The organism is Adlercreutzia muris (genome assembly GCF_008831045.1).
GTDB lineage: Bacteria > Actinomycetota > Coriobacteriia > Coriobacteriales > Eggerthellaceae > Adlercreutzia > Adlercreutzia muris.
Genome location: NZ_WAJS01000031.1, coordinates 1 through 18,939, shown reverse-complemented (window position 1 = coordinate 18,939; position 18,939 = coordinate 1). Strand labels below are relative to the sequence as shown.

Genomic DNA, 18,939 nt, shown 5'->3' with positions numbered 1-18,939 from the left:
GCGGGCGTTCCGGCCGGAGCCGTCCTCTCCGTTCGGTTCCGGCATCCTAGCCGAACTGCTCGAGGGCGACGTCCTTGCGAACAGAGATGCGCAATTCCCAGCAGTTTCCCAGATTGTAGGCGTAGAAGAGGGGCGCCTCGGTGCCGCCGAGCACGTTGCCGAGGGGCACGTCGGCGGCCGAGTACAGCTTGAGGCAGCGGCTGATGAGCGGATCGCGGCTGCGGAAGAGGGCCGGATCCTCGTAGCGGTTGCTCCCGTGGCTGAAAAAGTAGTTGTGGGCGCCGTCCCAGCCGAAGAGGTCGGCTATGAGGACGTGGAGGTCGGCCAGGGAGTCGTCGGCGCGTACCGTGGCGCAGCGGAACAGGGCCGGATCGGTGTCGGCCAGCTCGATGACGAGATCGAGAGATGCTTCCCCTTCGGTGGCCCGTCCCGTCCCCTGGGCCTTTGTGCGCGGATCCACCGGAAATCTGATGATCTTCGCTGCCATGGCCTGTTCCTTTCAATGGGATCGAGGTTGGCTTTCGCGCATTGTAGCAATTCTTTTCCCAACTTGGCATCCGACGGTTGAAATAGGGAAAAATTCAGGGTCTATCAGGGGATAATCGGCTATTTATGTTGAGTCAACAGGTCAGGGAATTGGGGAATTGATGATCGTTCCCGTTCGCGAATTCCGACCGGGCGCGAAGGGTATAATTTTCGGCAGTACTCATGAGCAAACCCGAGGGAGGAGCGGCGTGGCCCGGCAGAAGGCGAGGACGAGCAAGGCGGATGCGACGCGCCGCCAACTTCTGGACGCGGCCCTTTCCGTTATTGCCGCGCACGGTTACTCGGAGGCCACGGTGGATCGCATTGTGGAGGAGGCCGGTGTCTCCAAGGGCGTCGCCTACTACCATTTCTCCAGCAAGGCCGATATTGCCGAGAGCATTCTCGTGGAGGGCATCGGCGAGCTCATCACCTCCTTCGAGACCATTGCCGCCGAAGCGCCCACGGCCACCGACGCCCTCATTGCCATGGTGGAGCTGTTCGCTTCGGTCATCTTCGAGAACGACGCTTTCGGCCGCTTCTTCGTGGCGGAGCTGTGGCGCCCCGGCCGCGCCTGGTCCGAGGCCATGCGCGGTCACGAGCAGCGCCTGCTGGCCTTGCTGCAGGCCCAGCTCGAGCGCGGCCAGCGCGAGGGTACGGTGCGTCCCGAGATTGACGCCGCCTTCGAGGCCGTGGCCCTGGTGGGCATGGTGCTCACCACCACACTCTATTACATCGGCGAAGGGGACGATCTGGCCGAGGCCCGGAGCCGCTTCGTCGAGCGCATTCGCGATTTCGTGCACCACGCCAATGCCGTTGCGCCATAGCGAGCCGCATTTGCCCCGCAGGGCGGCACCCATCGGGCGCCGGGACGGTTTCGCGGTATGCTAGGGACGGTATTTGAACCTGGGTTCCGCGAAATGCGAGAAGGAGCGCTCCATGTACAAGATCCACTGCCTGAACAACATCTCCGCCGAGGGCCTGGCCCTGCTCACCGACGAGTACGAGCTGACCGATAACGTGGAAGAGGCCGACGCCATTCTGGTGCGCTCCGCCGATATGCACGTCATGGACATTCCCGCAAACCTGAAGGCTGTGGCCCGCGCGGGTGCTGGGGTGAACAACATCCCCCTCGATACGTTTGCCGAGGCTGGCATCGCCGTGTTCAACACACCGGGAGCCAACGCCAACGCCGTGAAGGAGCTGGTGCTCGCGGGCATGCTGCTGGCGAGCCGCGACATCATCGGCGGTGTGGAGTGGGTGCGCGCCAACGCCGACGACGAGAACGTGGGCAAGTCCGCCGAAAAGGCCAAGAAGCAGTTCGCCGGCGGCGAGATCATGGGCAAGACCCTGGGCGTCATCGGCCTGGGGGCCATCGGCGCGAAGGTGGCCCAGGCCGCCGAGGCGCTGGGCATGAAGGTCATCGGCTACGACCCGGCCATGGACGGCATCACCGTGCACGAGCGCATTTCGCCTGCGGTGGAGTTCACCGATGACCTGGCCAAGCTGTACCCGGTCTGCGACTTCATCACCATCCACGTGCCGGCGCTGCCCGCCACGAAGATGATGATCAACGGCGAGGCCCTAGCGCAGATGAAGGACGGCGTGGTGTTCCTGAACTTCTCCCGCGACGTGCTCGTGGACGATGAGGCCATGGCCGCCGCCCTGAAGAGCGGCAAGGTGGCCGCCTATGTGACCGACTTCGCCAACCCGGCCGTGGTGAAGATGGAGCGCGCCATCGTCATCCCGCACCTGGGCGCCTCCACCGCCGAGGCCGAGGACAACTGCGCCAAGATGGCCGTGGAGGAAGTCATGGCCTACCTGGAGCGCGGCGAGAAGATCCACTGCGTGAATATGTAAGAAGCTGCGGCGCGGGCGGCGGGGGGAGCTTCCTCTCGCCTGTTGACGGTCTGGGATTGGGGGCAGTCTTCGGGTTGCCCCTTTTCTTATGGCTTCTTGCGACTTCAGAACGGTGGCAGAAGAGTAGAGACACTATATTTACGCTTGAATTTAAGCTACAATTTCTTCTAGTCTAGTAAAGGAGGCTGCAATGACAGTGTTGACGGCTACGGCAGCAGAGGCTCGAACTAATTTCTCACGCATTGCCTCGGCGGTAAGCGAGACGGGGGAGCGTGTGACGGTGTTCAAGAACTCGAAGCCTTGGGTAGTGATTGCGCCCGCCGGTGAGGTGGATGCTGACTATGTTGAGCTGGTGCGGAGCGGCATTCTCGAAGGTCGCGAGCAGATCGCGTCGGGTCTTGGCATCGAAGGCACCGATGCTCTTCGCAAGACGGTTGCCGAACTGCGAGCCCAGCATGACTAAGATGGTTTACTCGCCGCGGTTCGCCCGGGAGCTCTCCCGAGTGACCTCTGCGCGAGTGGAGCAGAAAATCTACGACACCTTGGATGTCATCGAAGCTGTTCCCTCCATTGGCTCGCGGAATATTCCCCGGATGATCCAAGTAGAGTTTGGGGAAGGTGTCCTTAAGATGGTCGTCGATCCCTTCGATATTTTCTACGAGTATTTCGATGCTCTCGATACGGTGTACGTCTACACCCTTGTTTTTCAGCGACAGGCTCGTTGAAATAGCGGAAAATCGTTTTTTTGGAGGTTGGTATGAGCATGGAGCGCCCTTGTGTTTTGGTGGGTGTGACCGGCTGTATTGCGGCCTATAAGGCCTGCGAGATCGTGCGCGGGCTGCAGAAGGCGGGCGTGCGGGTGAAGGTGGTCATGACCGAGCACGGCACCCACTTCGTAGATCCGGTGACCTTCCGGGCGCTGACCCACGAGAAAGTGGCCGTGGGGCTGTTCGACGATCCGTCCGACCCCATCCACCACATTTCGCTGGCCCAGGAGTGCGACGTGTTCCTCATCGCGCCCTGCACGGCCAATGTGATGGCGAAGGTGGCCTGCGGCATTGCCGATGATCTGCTGTCCACTACGGCCCTGGCGACGACCGCGACGCTCGCCATCGCGCCGGCGGCCAACGTGCATATGTACGAGGCCGCGGCCACCCAGGCGAACATGGCCACGCTGCGCTCGCGCGGCGTGCGCTTCATCGAGGGGGATGCGGGCTATCTGGCCTGCGGCGATGTGGGACGGGGACGCTTGGCCGACCCGGCCGTCGTCGTGCGCGAGACCCTGGCGTTGCTGGCCGAGCGGGTGGGCGAGGAAGCCCTGCGGGCAGCCTGCGAGCGGTATGGGGAGGTGCCGTTCGCGTCGGTGCTCGAGCAGGTGAACGCGGCCCGCGAGACGGCAGCTCCCGCAAAAGAGGCGGATGTGTCTGCGGGGGTTGAGACCGATCCCGACGACGCGGCCGCCACCGCGCCCTGTGCTGCTGCGAACGTCGCGACTTCCGGTGTTGCGGATGCACCTCAGCCCGGTGCCGTGGCCGATGGCGCGGCTGCCATGCCCGCCGGCGCTCTGGCCGGGCGCACGGTGCTCGTGACGGCGGGCCCCACGGTGGAGCCCATCGATGCGGTGCGCTACATCTCCAACTACTCCTCGGGCAAGATGGGTTATGCCATCGCCGAGGCCGCGGCGGCCGCCGGAGCGCGCGTGGTGCTCGTGTCGGGGCCGGTGGCCCTCGCCGCACCGGCGGGTGTGGAGGTAGTGCCCGTGAAGACGGCCCGCGACATGCTGGCCGCCGCCTCCGATGTGTTCCCTGCCGCCGACGCCGCTATCTTCGCGGCGGCTGTGGCCGACCTGCGTCCGGCGAATCCGGCCGATCGCAAGCTGAAGAAGGGGCGCGACGATGCGGCCCTGGCCAACGTGCCCCTCACGGAGAACCCCGACATTCTGGCTACCCTGGCTGCGGGCAAGCGCGCCGACCAGTACGTGGTGGGCTTTGCCGCCGAGACCAACGACGTGCTCATGAACGCCCACGCCAAGCTTGTGAAGAAGAACGCCGACATGATCGTGGCCAACCAGGTGGGCGATGGACTCGCCTTCGGCACCGACGACGATGAGGTGTGGCTGGTCACGGCCGACGACGAGGTGCTTCTGCCCCTTATGAGCAAGCGCGCTGTGGCCGGTCGTCTCGTGGAAGTGGTGGCGGCCCATCTGGCCTAGCCATTACGCTTCCGTAAGCAACCCCAGGTTTTTCGCGAAAGCGTCCCGCAGCCGGGGCGCTTTCGCTATGATGGTGCCCGAACGAGAAAGGGGCATTATGCGCGTGCTTTTGGTGGAAGACGACGGCGCCATCGTGCGCACGCTGTCGGAGCTGCTGGCCGACGAGGGGTTCTCGGTGGTTACCGAGGCGACCCAGGACGGGGCCTGCACCCGCCTGGCCGCCGAGAGCTTCGACATCGCGCTTTTGGACGTGACTCTGGCCCAGGGCAACGGGTTCGCCGTGTGCGCTGCCGCTCGGGAAGTGGTGCCGGACATGCCGGTCATCTTCCTGACCGCCTCCGACGACGAGTACTCCACCGTGGCCGGCCTGGACATGGGGGCCGTCGACTACATCGCCAAGCCCTTCCGCGCCCGGGAGCTGGTCTCGCGCATGCGCGGGGCCCTGCGGCGCACGAGCCCCGCCGACAACGTGCTGACTGTGGGCGATGTGCGGCTGGATGTGACCTCCGGCGCCGTGACCCGGGGCGGCGCCGAGGTGTTCCTCTCGGCCCTGGAATACCGGCTGCTGCTCTACTTCTTGCAGCACAAGGGCAAGCTCGTCACCCGCGAGATGCTGCGCGACGCCATCTGGGACAGCGCCGGCGAATACGTGTCGGACAACGCCCTGAATGTGTACATCAAGCGCTTGCGCGAGAAGGTGGAGGCTGACCCGTCCGATCCGCAGATCATCGTGACGGTGCGCGGCCTCGGTTACAAGGTGGGGGCATAGGGTGGGCTCCCTCTCTACGCTGCTGCGCCAGGCGGCGGTGCTGGCGGCCCTCTGCGCGGTGCTGGCGTGGCTGGCCCCGGCCGATGCGAAGCTGTGGGTGGTGGCCATGGGAGTGGTGTCTCTCGGGCTTTTCTGTGGTATCTCGCTGTACCGCCATCGCCAGATCATGCGCCTGGCGGCCGAGATCGACGAGGTGCTGCACGGCGGCCGACGGGTGGACTTCTCCACGTGCCGCGAGGGCGACGTGGCTATTCTGACGAGCGAGCTGGCGAAGATGGTCGCGCGTCTGGGGCGCACGCGTGACCAGTTGTCTCACGAGCGCAACGCCCTGGCCGATGCCCTGGCCGATGTGTCCCATCAGATTCGCACGCCGCTGACGGCCATCGGCCTCATGCTGCCCCTCATCGAGCGCACCGACGACGGGCGGGAGCGCCGTCGCCTCGTGCGCGAGCTGGAGGGGATGCTCGACCAGGTGTCGTGGCTCGTGACCACGCTGCTGAAGATCGCCAAGGTGGATGCGGGCGCCATGCATGTGGAGCGGCGCGAGGTGCTCGCCGGCGAGGTGGCCCGCCGGGCCGTTGGGCCCTTGGCCACGGCCATGGACCTGCGCGACGTGAACCTAGTGCTCGACCTGGATGAGGCTGCCACCTTTGTCGGCGATGCCCCGTGGAGCGCCGAGGCCCTGGAGAACATCGTGAAGAACTGCATGGAGCACACTCCCGCCGGCGGTACCGTGACCGTGACCGTGCGGGAGGACGCCCTGGCTACCACCTTGGCGGTGAGCGACACGGGTCCTGGCATAGCCGCGGAGGATCTGCCCCATATCTTCGAGCGCTTCTACCGCGGTCGCGACGAGGGGGCTCGGGGTGCGGAAGATTCAAGGAGCGCGAACGGCCTCCAGGGCGGGGAAGGCGGCAGGGGCACCGGCGCTGCCGGAGCGCACCCGTCCGTGGCTGCGGCTGTTGTCGATGAGGTGCGCCAGCCCGCCGGCTTCGGCATCGGCCTTTCCCTGGCCCAGGCCCTCATCTCGGCCCAAGGCGGCACGCTGCGGGCCGCCAACAATCCCGAGGGCGGCGCCCGCTTCGAAATCGCCTTCCCGAAGCTGGTGGTGTAGGGGCTTCTCGTCTGCGCCCCCTCGTGGTTGGGTGCGTGCGGCCCCTCCGATTCGCCGTGCTTTTCGCTTACACTTCCGTAATGGGCGCGTTATGGGGCGGCAAGGGGGCTTGCCCATACTGTTCCGTAGATTGGGAAATCAGGAGAAGAAAGGCATTCGGTATGGATATTCTCACCGTCAGCCACTTGACGAAGATCTACGGGGAGGGCGAGGCGGCCACGCGGGCCTTGGACGACGTGTCCTTCAGCGTGCAAGAGGGCGAGTTCGTGGCCATCGTGGGGTCGTCGGGCTCGGGCAAGTCGACGCTGCTGCACCTCATCGGCGGGGTAGACCGTCCCACGTCGGGCCATGTGCTGCTGAACGGCGCCGATGTGTACGCGCGAAGCGATGAGGAGCTGGCGGTGTTCCGCCGCCGCGAGGTGGGCCTGGTGTACCAGTTCTACAACCTGGTGCCCGTGCTGAACGTGGTGGAGAACATGACGCTGCCCGTGGCCCTGGACGGCCGCACTGTGAACCAGGACCGTCTGGGCGGCTTGCTGGACCGGCTGGGCCTGCGCGGGCGCGAGGGGCACTTGCCGCGCCAGCTGTCGGGCGGTCAGCAGCAGCGCGTGGCCATCGGACGAGCTCTCATGAATGCGCCGGCCGTGGTGCTGGCCGATGAGCCCACGGGCAATCTGGACACGGCCAACAGCCGCGAGATCATGCAGCTGCTGCGCGATTCCAACCGCGACTTCGGCCAGACCATGGTGGTGATCACCCACGACGAGGAGATCGCCCTGGCCGCCGACCGCATCATCGCCGTGGAGGACGGCCGCATCGTGCGCGATGAGAGGATCCGCCGATGAACGCCATGACCACCTTCACCATCAAGAGCCTGCGAGCCAACAAAGTGCGCACGCTGGTGACCATTGCCGGTGTGGTGCTGGCGGCGGCGCTGCTGACGGCGGTGCTCACCAGCTACACGAGTTTGCAGGCCATGCTCTACGAGGCCGAGACGCGCATGGCCGGCACCTGGATGGCCGAGGTGCAGGGCGACGACTTCGACGCTCTGGCCTCGGAGGCGCGGGAGGCCCAGGCTGCGGGCCAGATCGCCGATGTCGCCTACCTGCGCGACGCCGGGTTCGGCGAGCTTACCGAACAGCAGCAGAACTACTTCGGCCGGTATCTTCCCCTTGCGGATTTCTCGGGCGACATCGAAACGCTGTGCTCCCTGCGGCCGAGCGAGGGGCGCTTGCCCGAGAAGGCCGGCGAGATCATGCTCTTCGATACGTGGCGCACCGCCGGCGACGGCGTGGAGGTGGGCGACACCCTTACGGTGCCCGTAGGCGAGCGCGTGGCGGTGCTCGCTCCGGGGCGCACTGGCTCGATGACCCACGGCGAGGTGCCGGCGAGCGGCGGTTTCGTCGGCGGGATGGAGGCTGCCGAGGACGAGATCGCTGAGGGCACCGTGCTCGATTCGTCCATAGGGTATTTGGATGCCGCCCTCGACGGCGGCATCTTCAACGAGGAGCTGCGCGTTACGGGCACGCGCACCTATACGGTGGTGGGATTCTACGACAATATTCCCTATGTCGCCTCTCACGGCTTCGGCATGACGGCCTTCACCTGCGGTTCTCCGGACGATGAATTGACGGGGCTGAATCGGGCCTATGTGACCATGGCCGGCGTGGACAGCACGGCCGCGGTGGAACAGCGCATCGAAGAGGCCTTCCCCGACCGCTATGCCGAGTTGCACATGGGGCTTTTGCGCTATATGGGCGTGCGCACCGATGGTGCCATTTGGGACACGTTCTTCAATATCGCGGCGGTGCTGGCCGTGGTCATCATCGTGGCCTGCGTGTCGCTCATCTACAACGCCTTCGCCATTTCCGTGGCCGAGCGCACCGGCCAGTTCGGGCTTTTGGCCTCGGTGGGGGCCTCGCGCCGGCAGCTGCGTCGAGCCGTGGCGCTGGAGGCGCTTATCGTGGCGGCCATCGGCGTGCCGCTGGGGCTTGTGGTGGGCATCGGCGGCTGTGCGGTGACATTTGCGGCCCTCGGCCCGTCGCTGGCCACGATCTTCGGCGCGGCCGAGGTGGGTTTCAACCTGTCGGTGGCGCCGTGGGCTCTGGCGGTGGCGGCCGGCCTCACGGTAGCCACAGTGCTGTTCAGCGTGTTCGTGCCCGCTTGGCGGGCGAGCCGGGTGAACGTCATCGATGCGCTGCGCGGAAACCAGTCGGCCCGGGCTTCCAAACGCGGGGCGGCGCGAGCGGCGCGGGCAGCCAACCCGGCCAAGCTGTGGCGCGGCCGCGGCATCGCCGGGCGCGTGTTCGGCATGGGCGGCCTTCTGGCGCGCATCAACGAGAAGCGTGGCGCGTCGAAGGGCATGGCCGCTTCGGTGTCGCTGGCCCTGGCCATCGTGCTGCTCATGACGGCCGGATCGCTGTCCGCGTTTTTGGGGACGCTGACGAAGGTGGCCGGCGGCCCGGTCGATGCGGGCGATGTGGGTGTGGTGGCGATGTTTTCGGACGATACGGCACCGGGCGGGGATGGGGCCGAGGGCGCGGACGCGGCTGGCAATGCGCCCGGAGCCGAGGGCGCGGACGCTGGCGCTGCTGATGCGAACCCGGCTGCCCTGGCCGATGACGGGCCCCTCACCTTGGAGGCCGTGGTCGAGGCCCGTAACGCCCGCTTCGCCGAAGAGGCCGCGGTCTACGGAAAGGCCTGGGAGGTGCTGAAGACGACGCCGGATGCCGAGCCGGTGGGCTGGCGTCTGGATGGGGGCGTGCCCCTTATCGTGCCCGAGGCCATGGTCGGCGATGCCTTCAAGGCCGATGGGGCCCTGCACGGGGGGCAGATGGCTGACGGCTCCTTTGCCGTGATGGGATCGGTGGTGTACTTGGAAGACGCGGCGTTCGACCGCTGCGTTGCCGACGCGGGGCTGAACCCCGCCGACTTCCGCGACCCGACTGAGCCGCGGGCCCTGGGGGTGGGGAAGGCCTATGGGAACAACGGCGCCGTGTACGAGCTGCTCGACGTGCTTACGGCTACGGGCACGGTGCAGGCGCTGACAGCCGGCCTCTACGAGGGCGAGGTCGTGTCTGGGTTCGCCGTGGCCTATGAGGCAGACGGCGCGAACGGCGCGGGCTTCGACTTTGTGCCCTACGTGTTCGAGCCTAATGGAGCTGACGGCGGGATGACGCGCAACCTCGATCCGGCCGATGTGAAAACGGCCACGACTCCTGTAGAGGTTGTCGCTGTGCTGGACGAGGCTCCCGAGCTGGTGGGCATGTACGGAGAATCGGTGCAGCTCATTGTGCCCATGTCCCTGGCGGCCACCCACAGCCTCGGTATCATCGACCCCACCTTCCGCGCCTCCTTCGACGCGCCAGAGGGCCGTTCGGGCGAGGTGGGGGACGACTTGGTGAACGCGGCGGGCACCTTCTTCCACGACGAGGCTCCCTTCGAGGTGGCGTTCCTCGCCATGAACGACTATGCGGGTGATGTTGCCAGCAACCAGACGCTGGCCATGGTCGTCAACGTGTTCTGCCTGCTGTTCACGGTGATTCTGGCGCTCATCGCCATGGCCAATGTGTTCAACACGGTGACCAACGGGCTCATCCTGCGCCGCCGCGAGTTCGCCGTCATGCGGTCGGTGGGGCTTTCCAACCGCCAGTTCCGCGCCATGATCGTGGACGAGTGCGTGGCCTGGTGCGCTCGAGGCCTCGTGCCGGGCGTGCTGCTGTCGCTTTTGGTGTCCTGGCTGCTGTGGGTAGCGGTGTCCGGCTCACTGTCGGGCCTTTCCTTCATGGTGCCCTGGGCCTACGTGGCCCTGGCCTTTGCCATGACCGCGGCGGCCGTGGGCATCTCGGTGGCCTACGGCATGCACCGCTGCAAGGCCGACAACGTCGTGGAGGCCCTGCGCATGGACAGCGTGTAGGAGTCCATTGCGGCTATGCGGGCGGCAGCCGCGAGCGTGCCGCCCGGGCCCCGAGCCGGCAGCTGCCTCTATGCTGCTGCCGGCTTCTCTCCTCGCTTCCGGTAGCCGTAGCGGCCGGAAAGGGCGATCATGAGTGTGGCGGCCACCAGGCAGGTGAGCGCGTCTCCTATGGTGACCGACAGCCAGATGCCGTCGATGCCGAACAGCATCGGCAGCACGATGACGGCCGCCACCTGGAAGACCAGGGTGCGCAGAAACGAGATGAGCGCCGAGACCAGGCCGTTGTTGAGCGCCGTGAAGAAGGCCGAGGCGTAGATGGCGAATCCCATGAACAAGAAGCACAGCGCGTACAGGCGGTAGGCCTTGGCGGTCAGCTCCAGCAGGGCGGCGTCGTAGCTGACGAAGATGGCCGCGAGGGGGCCGGCAAGCCACTGGCCGAGCAGGAACATGACGACGCTGGCCACGGCGATGAGCCCCAGGCTCTTCCACAGAAGCGAGCGCATCTCGGCGTGGTTCTGCGCGCCGAACTGGAAGCTCATGAGGGGCGACGAGCCGATCGCGTAGCCCATGAACACGGCGGAGAAGATCATGGCCGTGTACATGATGACGCCGTAGGCCGCCACGCCGTCCTCGCCGATGAAGCGCAGAAGCTGCCAGTTGAACAGGATGCCCACGAGGCTCATGGCGATGTTGGTGACCATCTCCGACGACCCGTTCAGGCAGGCCTTCCCGATGACAGGCCAGCGCAGATGCGGCCGCGCGAAGTACAGGTGCGTAGAGCGCTTGCGGGCGAAGTACACGAGCGGCACGCCGCCGCCGATGAGCTCGCCGATGTTGGTGGCCAGCGCCGCGCCGACGAGCCCCCAGCCGAACAGGCCCACGAACAGCAGGTCGAGCAGGATGTTCGCCACGCCGGCCGCCACGATGACGTAGAAGCCGTAGTTGGGCTTGCCCGCCGTGACGAAGAAGCTCTGGAAGGCGTACTGCAAGATGAAGAACGGCATGGAGATCATCATCATGCGGCCGTAGAGCGTGGCCTGGGCGGCCATCTGCCCGGTGGCGCCCAGAAGGTGCGCGGTGGGCTCCATGAAGAACCAGCCGCCGATGGCGAGCACCGAGCCCACGGCAAAGGCGAAGATGACGAGCAGCGAGAAGTGACGCCGGGCCCGGGCGCGGTTGCCCTCGCCCAAGGTCTTGGCCACAAGTGCGCTGCCGCCGGTGCCGACCATCATGCCCACCGAGGCCAAAATCATCACAGCGGGAAAGATCAGGTTCACGGCGGCAAGGGCCGTCTTGCCCGCGAAGTTGGACACGAAAAACCCGTCCACGATGGTGTAGCACGAGGTGAAGATCATCATGGCGATGGTGGGCAGCGTGAACTTGATGAGCGCGCTGGTGGAGAAGTGCTTGGACATATCGACGGACATGGGAAAACCTTTCGGGTGGTGCGGTAGTACGGGAGGGGGTGCCGGCGGGCGGGGCGCGGATCGGGTGCTTGACGGGCCTGGCCCAGATCGGTGCTTGGCGGGCCTGGCCCAGATCGACGCCGGCTAGCGGAAGGAGAGGGCCGACAGCCTTGTGTCGAGCGCGTCTATGTAGCGCTCCATGGCCCCCGTGAGCCAGCGCTGCTCCTCGTCGCTGAAGATGGCCACGGCATCGCGCTCGGCGGCGAGCACCGCGCGGATGGGCTCCGCGTACTCGCTGCGGCCGCGCTCGGTGAGGAAGGCGCGCATCGTGCGGGGACTGTCGCCGCGCAGGGCGATGAGGCCCTTGGCCTGCAGGCGCTTCACCGACGAGTGCACGGTCTGCTTCGAGGAGAACCCGCGCTCGCACAGTTGCTTCTGGGTGAGGCCGTCTTCCTCCATGAGGGCGTACAGGATGTCGAAGGCGCAGTCGGGCAGCCCCATGCGCCAGGCGGTCTGGCGGTACAGCTCGTCGGCGCGGCGGTAGAAGTCGTCGATGGCGCGGATGGTCTCGGCGGTGCGCTCCGGGGTGGGGGCGGTGCCGGTCTTCGGTGCGGCGGTCATAGGTTCCCTCAAAAGAAATGGTCTGATTTCGGACTAACGAGTTCGCTAGTATAGTCCGAAATCAGACCAAGACAAGAGATTCACAAGGTTTTCAGAAGGAGCTTAGAACTCCCGTCCCTCATAGAGCTTGGCAGACAGAAACGCGCTCGCGATGTAGATGGCAGCGACGACGAGCAGCATGGCCACGGCGAGTAACAGGTAGTTGTTGCCGGTGTCGAGCCACTGCACAAGGCCCGCAAGCGCGCTGTCGATGGCCGCGCCGTCGCCAATGAAGCCGATGGCGGCGGACATGACCAGCACGACCACGAGCGGCACGATGCGCGCGCCGCGGGTCATGCCGAAGCGCGTGATGAGGGGCAGCGCCACCGATGAGCCCACGGCGATGACGACCACGGTGCCCGCAGTCGCCCCGATGATCAAGGCCGGCGGATTCGCCTCGGCCGTCAGTCCCGCCGGCGCCGTGCCCGCGGGCAGCGCGGTTGCCACCCCTATGATGACGGCGGCGAGCAGCAGGCCGAAGAGGGCGGCGGCGACCGTGAGCAGCGCGAGGCTCGCATAGCGGCCGAACACCACCTGGCGCCGCGTGATGGGCATGGTGAGCCGGAAGCGCTCCCACCCGTTCTGCTCGTCGGTGGCGGCCAGCGAGAACAGGAACATGAAGGGCAGCATGGCGGTGATGGCGGCTATGGCCCCCACCACCGTGTCGGCGACGACGCCCATGAATACCGCGATGATGAGGCAGATGCCGACAAGTTGCAGCAGGGCGCTGCGCATGGTGGAAAAGTCGGCTACGATCATGGTTTTCATCGGGATTCCCCCTTCAGCATCAGCGTCATGTAGTCTTCGATGGTGGCCTTGTCCACGACCAAGTCGGGCAACGCGCGGGCGGCGGCGAAGCGGTCGGGCACGAGCACGTCCACGCCGTAGTCGTGGCGCATCACGCGCAGGGCGCCCGGGGCGAACAGATCGGATGCGAGGAGCGCCTCTACCTCGGCGGCGCGGCAGCGGGCCACGCCGGCCTCGTCGGTGATGACGTCCTTGGGCTTCGTGAACACCATGCGGCCGCCGTCGATGCAGGCCACGGTGTCGGCGATTTTCTCCAGGTCGGAGGTGATGTGGGTGGACATGAGGATGCCGCGCTCGCCGGTGGCCATGAAGTCGCGCAGGATGTCGAGCACCTCGTCGCGGGCCATGGGGTCGAGCCCCGCCGTGGCCTCGTCCAGCACGAGCAGCTCGGGATGGTGGGCCAGGGCGAAGGCCAGCGTCAGCTTCATGCCCATGCCGCGCGACAACTCGCTCACCTTCTTCTTGGGGGCTAACCCGAAGGTATTCAGGAGCCGGTCGAAGAGAGCGGCGTCCCACGTGGCGTAGGCCGCGCGTCCGACGAGGCCCGCATCGCGTACGCGGTAGGTGCTCGGGAAGGCGCAGGTGTCCAGCACCACGCCGATGCGGCTCTTCAGCTCGTCGAGGGCCGCCGAGCCGGGCGTGACGGCCTGACCGAACAGGCGCACGGTGCCCTCGTCGGCGCCGATGATGCCGAGGGTCGCCTTCAGGGTGGTGGTCTTGCCAGCGCCGTTGGAGCCGATGAATCCCACGACGCAGCCCGGCTCCACGGCCAGGTTCACGCCGGCAAGCGCGAAGCCGTCGTAGCGCTTCCCCAGGTTCTCTATGTCGATGAGGTTGGTCATGATGTCTCCTCGTGCGGGGCCGCTGCGCCCCGCGGGTCAGTCTTCTTCCAGCAGCAGGTCCAGCATGGCGTGCAAATCGGCGGGGCCGATGCCGGCTGCGGTCGCCTCGGCCACGGCGCGGGCGAGGTGGGCCTCCACTTGGCGGAGGCGCTCCTCGCGCAAAAGCTCCAGGTTGCCGCCGGCAACGAAGGAGCCCTTGCCCTGCACCGTGTCGATGAACCCGGCTTCCTCCAGTTCCGCGTAGGCCCGCTTGGTGGTGATGACGCTGATGCGCAAATCGTTGGCCAGGGCGCGGATGGAGGGCAGCGGGTCGCCTTCGGCCAGTTCACCGGCCATGATGGCCCTCTTGATCTGGCGTGCGATCTGCTCGTAGATGGGCTCGCTGCTTCCGTTCGCTATGATGATGTCCAAAGGTCCTCTTTCGCGAGGCGCTCGCTTGCGCGGCATCGTCCTGCCGTGATGCGGCTTCCGCGACTCGTTTCTGTGGGATGCCGCGGCTTGGTCGATGCGAGCGAGCTTGCACCTCTCGGTCTGCCCTCCCCGCTGTCGGCGTCCCTTCACCGGCAAGGGCGTGAATAGTGTATATACCCTACAAGCACAGTATATACACACCTATACACACCCGTCAAGGGGTTTCTGGCAGTCTCGTCGTAAAAGACCAAGCGCTACGCCCCGCATGGCGACTTGCATCGTGCGAGCCGGCCGCTGTCGTGCTGTGAGGGGTCGCCTTTTTCGTTGACAGGGGCGGTAAACTTCGCCATACTGAGCAATGGGTTTGGGGACGATGATTTGTGGAAGGAACCATCATGGCCGCAACGATTCGACCCTCTTTGATTCTGAATATGGATGTGAACGAGCGTCAGTACTCCGACGATCTGGTGGCGGAGATCAAGCGCTCTTATTCCTATGTGGCGCCCAGCGTGGTGGCGCCTGTTGCCGCGAGCGACGGCGAGCCTATCGAACATACCATCCGCCTCGCGGTGCGCATGCATCGCCCCTATTGGGACGCGAATGACGAGGCCTTCCAGGGGCAGTGGGCCGCCGGCGCTGAGGCTGGCGTTGCGCCGCTTATGTTCGCGCCGGAGTTCACCGTCGAGCGTGGGTGCTGGGGCATCGAGTACGCCGACGGCACCGAGCACCTCTTCGACAGCGCTGCCGAGGCCTTCCTCGCATAAGTTCTTACGAATGCTGGCGCCGAACGAGGGCGCGGGCATCGTCCTGTTCTGCCATCAACCGACCCGAGGGGGATACCGTGGACAACATTCTGGGACTGTTCGAGAAGCTGGAGAGCCAGAGCCTGCGCGTGCAGCCGAACCGCTGCGTGGTGGTGCGCAACCGCAACGCCACGTGCCGCCGCTGCGCTGCGGCTTGCCCGACCGGCGCCATTGCCGTGGAGGGTAACGATCTTATGATCGCGCCCGAGCAGTGCGTGGGCTGCGGCACCTGCGCCACGGTGTGCCCTACGGCGGCCCTGGAGGCCCAGAAGCCCGATGACAAGGAACTGTTGAAGGCCGCGGTGGCCGCCATGCAGGCCAACGACGGCGTGGCGGTTATCATTGACGAGGCCATGCGGGCCGCCGCCGAGGGCCGCTGCGATCCAGGGAAGGTGGCCGTGGTGAAGCACCTGGGGCGGGTGGACGAGAGTCTCATCGCGGTGCTCGCAGCGGGCGGGGCCTCCTCGATCGTGCTGGTGGCGGGCCCCGCGGCTGCCGAGAAGGCCGCGACCGGCACCGTCGGCGACAGCGTCGCCGACGGTGCCGAGGGCGAGGCGCGGGCGTCCCAGACCGCCGAGGCCGACGCTGCTGAGGCCAGTGTGGAGACCGGCGTGGAGGCCGTGGCCGACGAAACGGCCCAGCGCGTGCGCGATACGGCCGCCCTGCTGCTGGAAACCTGGGGGAGCGACGCTGCGGTGAAGCTGACGGGCAAACTGCCCCGCTCGGTGCGTCTGGCCGAGCCCGCTGAGTTCGACACGGGCCGCCGCGGCTTCTTCTCCGCCATGCGCGACGAGGCCCGGGCCGCTGCCACCATCACGGCCGAGCACGTGGTGCGCGAGAAGCTGGGCATGGAAGAGCCCGAGGAGCCCGTGTTCGTGAAGGTGAGCGACGACGGCACCCTGCCCCATTTCCTTCCCGAGCGCCGTGGCCGCCTACTTCTGGCCCTCAGCAATATGGGGGAACCGGCCGACGTGATGATCGACACGCCCCTGTTCGGCCACGTCATCATCGATGGCGAGCGGTGCACGTCCTGTCAGATGTGCGCCACGTTCTGCCCCACCGAGGCCATCCACAAGTTCGGCGACGCTGCCACGGCCGCCGAGACCGGCAAGCCCTTCGGCATCGACCATTACACGGGCCGCTGCGTGCAGTGCCACTGCTGCGAGGACATCTGCCCCACGGGCGCGCTGACGCTTTCGACCGATGTGTTCGCCGCCGACGTCACCCGCCGCGGTCGCTCCGAGCGCATCGAGATGCGCCCCCGCAAGTACCAGGTCAGCAGCCCGAAGTCCATCGTGAACGCCATGAGCGACCTGCTCGGCGTCCCCAACGTCTACGAGCGGTAGGAGGAGGCGGAGGTGACCCTTCGCGCTCACTGGTAGGTGCGGGCGGCCCTATATGTCGAACACCGATATGGCCTGGACGTCGGGAGTGATGAGGTAAGGCTTTGGCGTTTGGCAGATGACGGACCCGAAGCCCACCTCGTAGTCGCCCATGCCCTCGAGAGCGGTGAAATTCTTCAGCGCGTCTTTCGTGGGGTTCGATGCCATTTTTATCTCCACGGGATGTAGCACATGGCCCTCCTCGATAACGAGGTCGATCTCGCGTTTCCTCGCGTCCCGATAGAAGTGCACTTGCCGTGTATCGGCGCCGCAATTATCGAATGACTTCAGCACTTCGGTCACTACGAAGGTCTCATACATATGACCGGCCATAGCGCCTCTCCGCAGCGTCTCGGGGCTATTCCAGGCCGAGAGGTAGCAGGCGAGGCCGGTGTCCGTGAAAAAGAGCTTAGGGGTTTTTGCCAGCCGCTTGGTCGTGTTCGCCCAGAAAGGCCGGAGCAGATGAATGACACCGGAGGCCTCCAGCACCGAGATCCACCCCTGCACGGTTGCCACGTCTACGTTCACCGTGTTCGCAATGTCGCTCATGTTGAGCAGCTGTCCCGTTCGAGCGGCACAAGCGATCATGAAGTCATGGAAGGTCCGCTCGTTCCTCACCTGGACCAGCTCGCGCACATCGCGCTCGATATAGGTACGTACGTAGGAACGGTAATAGGCTTGCCAGTCGATACGATCGTCAAGGAGCTCTGGCATTGAGCCACGATGGATATGAGCCCACAGGTCGAAAGGAGCGGGAGCCTTTTGCCTTGCGGGGGAAATTTTTTCAGGAACGTAGGGCGAGCGCCTGAGGGTGCCCGTCACCTCACGGAGGGACAGCGAGCGCATTTCCAGGATGCCGACGCGGCCTGCCAGAGACTCGCTCACCCCATGCATCAGGCGGTAAGTTTGCGAGCCGGTGAGCACGATGGCCCCCTTCTGGGGCGATGCGTCAACGAGGTTTTTTATGCGCATGAACAGATCGGGCGCATGCTGTATCTCGTCGATGAGAATCGGAGGCTCGTTTTCCATGAAGAACAGGGCCGAGTCGTCCTGAATACGGCCAAGGAGGTCGAGGTCATCCAAGGTGACATAGGCATAGCGATCGCTCAGCATATGGCGTAGCATGGTAGTTTTTCCCACCTGTCGAGGGCCCGTAACGAGGACGACCTTGAATTGGTTGAGGTAGGAGAGCACGGTGTCTTGCATCTCGCGGGCTACGTACATGGATCGCCTTTCTGTATTTGCCGGCGTCCCTCATCGTAGCATGTGAAAATTTTGAATACAATTCTAAATTTTCACATGCTATCTTCCCCAGAGCCTAGCAGGGCCCGGTTCGCATCCCCAGACCCCCTTGCAAACGCGAACCGCCCCCGCCGGGGGCTCTTGTGCGCCTGCATGCAAAAAGCCCCCGGTGGGAGAGGCTCGCGTTCCCCATATCCCTTGCAACGCGAATCTCTCCCAGCGGGAGCTTTCTTGGGGGTTCCGGGCGGGGCGGCCCTGCCCGGTGGTCCCGGCGGCCGGGCGACCCTGTTCGGAGCCGGCGAAACATGGGGCCGTCTTGCCCGGTACGGGCGTCCCACGGCGGGTGGTGCGGGTGCCGGCCTCCCGGCGGGCGAATGAGTGCCGGGAGGCCAACGTGAAGCAGGCGTCGACGGCCGCCCCCAAAGCCGCGGTTGGGGTGGTGCGGCTCGGAGGGGGGAGGCGGGGCGACCGTTTCGCCTAAGCGGAAATGGTGTCGTTAGGGGCGATCTCCTTCAGGTAGATGCTCGGTGCGGTGGTGGCAATGCGCTCGCCGCGGCGCAGGCGCACGCGGCCGATCTCGAGTTTCAGGCGCTCGGCGGTCACGAGGTCCAGGGCGGTGAACCAGCTCGCCGCCAGGCGGTCGCCGGCTTTGCCCACGGCGGCGTACAGGCGGCGAATGTCAGCGGCGCGGGCCGTTTTCTGCTTCTCTGCAGGCATGACCGTGGCGTCGAAATAGTCCCGCGTGGGGAAGAACCCGTTCACGAAGCTGGCCAGCACGAGCAGGGAAGGCTCCTGGCCGATCACGGAGGTCGGGCCGCCCACGCGCACCGCGGCTCCCTCGTCCTCGAAGACGGGGGCTGTCATGCGGCGGTGGGCCCGCTCGCTGAGGGCGCGGGCGCTCTGGTCGGCGGTCTCAGCGTCGGCTGCGGCAGTCTCGGCCGGCGACGGGGCCGTAAGGGCGCGGGCCAGGGCCGTGGCCCGCGCCCTTACGGC

18 protein-coding genes and 1 pseudogene are annotated in these 18,939 nt (G+C 66.0%); 11 read left to right on the top strand and 8 right to left on the bottom strand.

Annotation, left to right across the window (positions count from 1 at the left end; translation table 11 throughout):
• Window positions 1-46 precede the first annotated feature (46 nt).
• Window positions 47-487: a plasmid pRiA4b ORF-3 family protein gene (locus tag F8D48_RS09415; RefSeq protein WP_151431539.1), complete on the bottom strand. Its 441-nt coding sequence runs from the start codon at window positions 485-487 to the stop codon at window positions 47-49.
• A 247-nt stretch (window positions 488-734) separates the two neighbouring features.
• On the opposite strand from F8D48_RS09415, the gene F8D48_RS09410 reads away from it, so the two are divergent.
• From F8D48_RS09410 to F8D48_RS09365, 9 genes are all read left to right on the top strand, one after another.
• The gene (locus F8D48_RS09410; protein ID WP_240806298.1) at window positions 735-1,349 is read left to right on the top strand and encodes a TetR/AcrR family transcriptional regulator; all 615 of its coding nucleotides are present in this window, start codon (window positions 735-737) and stop codon (window positions 1,347-1,349) included.
• 112 nt (window positions 1,350-1,461) lie between these two features.
• Entirely contained in the window at window positions 1,462-2,382 is a 921-nt protein-coding gene (locus tag F8D48_RS09405; RefSeq protein ID WP_151431537.1) for a 3-phosphoglycerate dehydrogenase, read from the top strand.
• 190 nt (window positions 2,383-2,572) lie between these two features.
• On the top strand, window positions 2,573-2,845 hold the full coding sequence (locus tag F8D48_RS09400) for a type II toxin-antitoxin system Phd/YefM family antitoxin (protein ID WP_135970204.1): 273 nt from the start codon (window positions 2,573-2,575) through the stop codon (window positions 2,843-2,845).
• Window positions 2,838-3,107: a sirohydrochlorin cobaltochelatase gene (locus F8D48_RS09395; protein ID WP_151431535.1), complete on the top strand. Its 270-nt coding sequence runs from the start codon at window positions 2,838-2,840 to the stop codon at window positions 3,105-3,107. Before F8D48_RS09400 ends, F8D48_RS09395 begins: the two co-directional genes overlap by 8 nt.
• A gap of 32 nt (window positions 3,108-3,139) precedes the next feature.
• Entirely contained in the window at window positions 3,140-4,594 is a 1,455-nt protein-coding gene (locus tag F8D48_RS09390) for a bifunctional phosphopantothenoylcysteine decarboxylase/phosphopantothenate synthase (protein ID WP_151431533.1), read from the top strand.
• A 97-nt stretch (window positions 4,595-4,691) separates the two neighbouring features.
• On the top strand, window positions 4,692-5,363 hold the full coding sequence (locus tag F8D48_RS09385) for a response regulator transcription factor (protein WP_151431531.1): 672 nt from the start codon (window positions 4,692-4,694) through the stop codon (window positions 5,361-5,363).
• 1 nt (window position 5,364) lies between these two features.
• Window positions 5,365-6,477: a sensor histidine kinase gene (locus F8D48_RS09380; RefSeq protein WP_170272790.1), complete on the top strand. Its 1,113-nt coding sequence runs from the start codon at window positions 5,365-5,367 to the stop codon at window positions 6,475-6,477.
• A 161-nt stretch (window positions 6,478-6,638) separates the two neighbouring features.
• Window positions 6,639-7,322, top strand: a complete 684-nt coding sequence (locus tag F8D48_RS09370) for an ABC transporter ATP-binding protein (RefSeq protein WP_028027004.1) — start codon at window positions 6,639-6,641, stop codon at window positions 7,320-7,322.
• On the top strand, window positions 7,319-10,393 hold the full coding sequence (locus F8D48_RS09365; RefSeq protein ID WP_151431529.1) for an ABC transporter permease: 3,075 nt from the start codon (window positions 7,319-7,321) through the stop codon (window positions 10,391-10,393). Before F8D48_RS09370 ends, F8D48_RS09365 begins: the two co-directional genes overlap by 4 nt.
• 68 nt (window positions 10,394-10,461) lie before the next feature.
• Here F8D48_RS09365 and F8D48_RS09360 read toward each other — a convergent pair whose 3' ends face one another.
• From F8D48_RS09360 to F8D48_RS09340, 5 genes are all read right to left on the bottom strand, one after another.
• Complete coding sequence (locus F8D48_RS09360) at window positions 10,462-11,820, bottom strand: MATE family efflux transporter (protein WP_151431527.1); 1,359 nt, start codon at window positions 11,818-11,820, stop codon at window positions 10,462-10,464.
• A gap of 123 nt (window positions 11,821-11,943) precedes the next feature.
• Window positions 11,944-12,420, bottom strand: coding sequence for a MarR family winged helix-turn-helix transcriptional regulator (locus F8D48_RS09355; protein ID WP_151431525.1), 477 nt, complete (start codon window positions 12,418-12,420; stop codon window positions 11,944-11,946).
• Window positions 12,421-12,522: 102 nt separating this feature from the next.
• On the bottom strand, window positions 12,523-13,227 hold the full coding sequence (locus F8D48_RS09350; RefSeq protein ID WP_151431523.1) for an ABC-2 transporter permease: 705 nt from the start codon (window positions 13,225-13,227) through the stop codon (window positions 12,523-12,525).
• Window positions 13,224-14,108: an ABC transporter ATP-binding protein gene (locus tag F8D48_RS09345; RefSeq protein ID WP_151431521.1), complete on the bottom strand. Its 885-nt coding sequence runs from the start codon at window positions 14,106-14,108 to the stop codon at window positions 13,224-13,226. Before F8D48_RS09345 ends, F8D48_RS09350 begins: the two co-directional genes overlap by 4 nt.
• Before the next feature lie 36 nt (window positions 14,109-14,144).
• Window positions 14,145-14,519 (bottom strand): GntR family transcriptional regulator, encoded by a 375-nt coding sequence (locus F8D48_RS09340; protein ID WP_151431519.1) that lies wholly within the window; start codon window positions 14,517-14,519, stop codon window positions 14,145-14,147.
• A gap of 395 nt (window positions 14,520-14,914) precedes the next feature.
• On the opposite strand from F8D48_RS09340, the gene F8D48_RS09335 reads away from it, so the two are divergent.
• A complete protein-coding gene (locus tag F8D48_RS09335) occupies window positions 14,915-15,283 on the top strand; it encodes a hypothetical protein (RefSeq protein ID WP_151431517.1) in 369 nt (122 codons plus the stop codon).
• A gap of 77 nt (window positions 15,284-15,360) precedes the next feature.
• Complete coding sequence (locus tag F8D48_RS09330; RefSeq protein ID WP_151431515.1) at window positions 15,361-16,668, top strand: 4Fe-4S binding protein; 1,308 nt, start codon at window positions 15,361-15,363, stop codon at window positions 16,666-16,668.
• A 48-nt stretch (window positions 16,669-16,716) separates the two neighbouring features.
• On the opposite strand, the gene F8D48_RS09325 is transcribed toward F8D48_RS09330, so the two are convergent.
• Window positions 16,717-17,928 (bottom strand): ATP-binding protein, encoded by a 1,212-nt coding sequence (locus tag F8D48_RS09325; protein WP_151431513.1) that lies wholly within the window; start codon window positions 17,926-17,928, stop codon window positions 16,717-16,719.
• Between the two features lie 495 nt (window positions 17,929-18,423).
• Window positions 18,424-18,939, bottom strand: a pseudogene (locus F8D48_RS11695) (hypothetical protein); the annotation flags it as partial.